This is a genomic window from Actinophytocola sp., assembly GCF_035712165.1.
Classification (GTDB): Bacteria; Actinomycetota; Actinomycetes; order Mycobacteriales; family Pseudonocardiaceae; genus DASYTH01.
In genome coordinates, this window is the sequence record NZ_DASTBH010000010.1 from 1 (window position 1) to 2,524 (window position 2,524).

The 2,524-nt window shown below is 72.1% G+C and carries 2 protein-coding genes; both read right to left on the reverse strand.

Translation table 11 applies throughout. The features are described 5' to 3' along the window. Positions 1-776: 776 nt before the first annotated feature. On the reverse strand, positions 777-2,318 hold the full coding sequence (locus tag VFO68_RS00475) for a hypothetical protein (RefSeq protein WP_325156091.1): 1,542 nt from the start codon (positions 2,316-2,318) through the stop codon (positions 777-779). 2 nt (positions 2,319-2,320) lie between these two features. Then, the coding region (locus tag VFO68_RS00480; RefSeq protein ID WP_325156092.1) for a hypothetical protein at positions 2,321-2,524 on the reverse strand (204 nt) is incomplete at its 5' end.

The following is a 2,524-nucleotide window of genomic DNA, read 5'->3' on the forward strand; positions in this document are numbered from 1 at the left end:
CAGCATGGCCGGGGAAGCGGCCTCACCGGCCGCACCGGCCTCACCGGCCGCCGGGGCCGGTCTGGGTGGGGGCGCGGCGACCGCGGGCAGGGCCACGGCGCCGAGGGCGCCCACGGGTAGGGCTAGAGCCGCGGCTACCGCGACCAGGGTACGTTTCATCGATGCTTCCTTCAGCTGGGGGCTGGGCACTGGGAGCACCGTCAAAGTAGCTTTCAATATCGATCCCGGCAAATATCAATTCCTTCATGCCCCGGCGGGGCCCCGTGCCCGCGGATCCTCAGCTTCAGTACTTGATCTCTCCCGGTTGGCAGGTCGTAGTTGTGTCCGGGTCCGTGGTCGGTACGGTCCTTGTGGGGTACGACGCCCTGGCCGCCGGCATCGCCCGCACCGGCGGCCCAACCGCCCGCAACGCACTACCCCGACTGCGGCGCGCCCGGTGTGGGACTGCCAAAGCGACGTGCGACAGTTCGCGGCCGCCCACACGCCGCTGGACGACATGACCCGCCACCAGCTGACCTGCCTGCGCGACGACCCCGTCGAAAACCCCGACGACGACGAGCACGGTCCGCGAGGCCCTGCGCGTACGGGCCGAGCCGCCCCAGCAGCGCTGTCAGCGCGGCGCCCTCCCGGTCCAGGACGGCGGTGTCGACCGCCGAGCCGTCCGTCGGGCCGTCGAGCACCGGGCTCGCCTGGACCGGCACCTCCAGCGGCGCGGCCCGCCGCTCGCGCGATGCCTTCACCACCTCAGCGGCGTGGCCGTAGAGAAACTCACCCCGTCACCAGCGGATGGTCCCGAGGCGGACGTGACCGCCGTCGGCGTTGCGGTCGCCCGGCGAGAACCACGAGAACACGAACGAATCGGCCGTGCTCAACTCCGGGTGCCCGTTGAACGCGTAGCAGCCGAATCCGCCGCCGCGGCAGTGGTCGGGCACCCGGCCCGACGGGCCGGCCGTCCACGGGCCGAGCGGCGACTCAGCCGTGTAGATCCGGAAGTGAGGGCTGTCGAATAGGCTGTCCTTCACCAACATGGCCAGCTTCTTCCCCCCGCCCACGCCGCTGAAGTCGGCGGCGTACATGCCCCAGGGCTCCACGCCGTCCACCAGCGACACCACCGCGCTGTCATCGGTGGTCCACTGCGCCGGCGCGCCGCCCGGCGATCCCCACCAGCGGTAGTTGGCCGGGTCGCCCCATGCCGCCGGGTCGGCGCTGACCCGTGCCACGAAGATCGAGTCCGGGCCCCGCCTGCTGCCGAACAGGTAGAGGTAGCCGTCGCCGCCGAAGACCGGATTGGACGGGTGCCTGGTGGCCGGCAGCCCGGCCGACATCGGGTCGGCGACGAACGGGGTGGCGAACCGCACGAACTGGTTCGTCGCCGGGTCGTACTCGGCCATCCTCCAGCGCTCCACCGGCCAGCCGCGGCCCTCGCCGCTGGCCACGCACAGCTCCCCCCAGGTCAGCAGGACGCGGTTGGTGCCAGGGATGCGGGCGTGATTGCCGGTCCACGCGGCGGCGTAGGCGTTGTTCGCCGGGACGCAGGGCAGTGGCGGGTCGTCCGGAGTGACCAGGCCCTCCACGGCCGGGAAGAAGTTCGCCGGCGAGGTGCGGCCGGGCTGCGGCGCCGCGGGCGGTCGGGGCAACTCGTTGAGCGCGGTGGGCGCGGCACCCACCGTGTACGGTCCGGCCGCGGCGGTGCCGAGGGCCAGAAACGCCGGCCCGTTGCGCTGTCCGGTGTCCCCGAACACCCACAGCGCTTCGGTCGCGGAATAGGCGACGCTGTGGCCGCCGTCGCGGCCGATCGGGTTGGCGGACGTGTCGGCGGTCGACAGCACCCGTCCGATGTCGACCGTGGCCGCGATGCCCGGTGAGGCGGTGCGGAAGTTCTGCGTGGCGCTGAAGTCGACCGGGTCCGGCTGGACGCCGGGCCGGGTGACCGCGGGACCGGACGGGCCGACGCAGAAGCCGGGCTGGGCGACGTTGCGATCGCCGTAGCCGCAGAACTGGGCGTGGTACAGCGTGTCCGGGGTCAGGCCGGTCACGGTCTGGTTGAAGTCGATCATTCCGTTGGTGTTGGCGTTGACGGTCACCCGCGGGGTGGTCGACACCGTCGTGCCGCCGTCGGCCCAGTACTGGAACCAACCGGTGCACGGGTTGTCCGCGGTGTCGGCCACGCACGAGGTCTGCGCGTGCAGCACGGCCGACGTCTCCGTGACGGCGGTCGGGGCGGTGGCCCTGCCCTCGCAGCCGGCCAGCAGCCCGACCACCAGCCCGGCCACCGCGACGATCGCCATGCCCGTCGAGACCCGACGTCCCAGCTCCATTGCTACGGCTCCTCAGGAAGTTCGTTGTACGCGACGGCCCCTACGCAGCCGGAGATGCCCCATGCGAGTGACCCCCCACCTGTCACCGCGGCCGCCGCGGCACCGGCAAGCCCGAACGTCGCGCACGCGCTCCAGTTGTTCTGATAGCTGAGCACGGCGTCGTCATCGCTCGGGCCCTGCCATTCCCAGACGTCCTCGATGTCCTC

Bases quoted from the DNA above. Each gene is read 5' to 3' on its own strand.
- VFO68_RS00475 (WP_325156091.1), bottom strand. From the start codon at position 2,318: ATGGAGCTGGGACGTCGGGTCTCGACGGGCATGGCGATCGTCGCGGTG.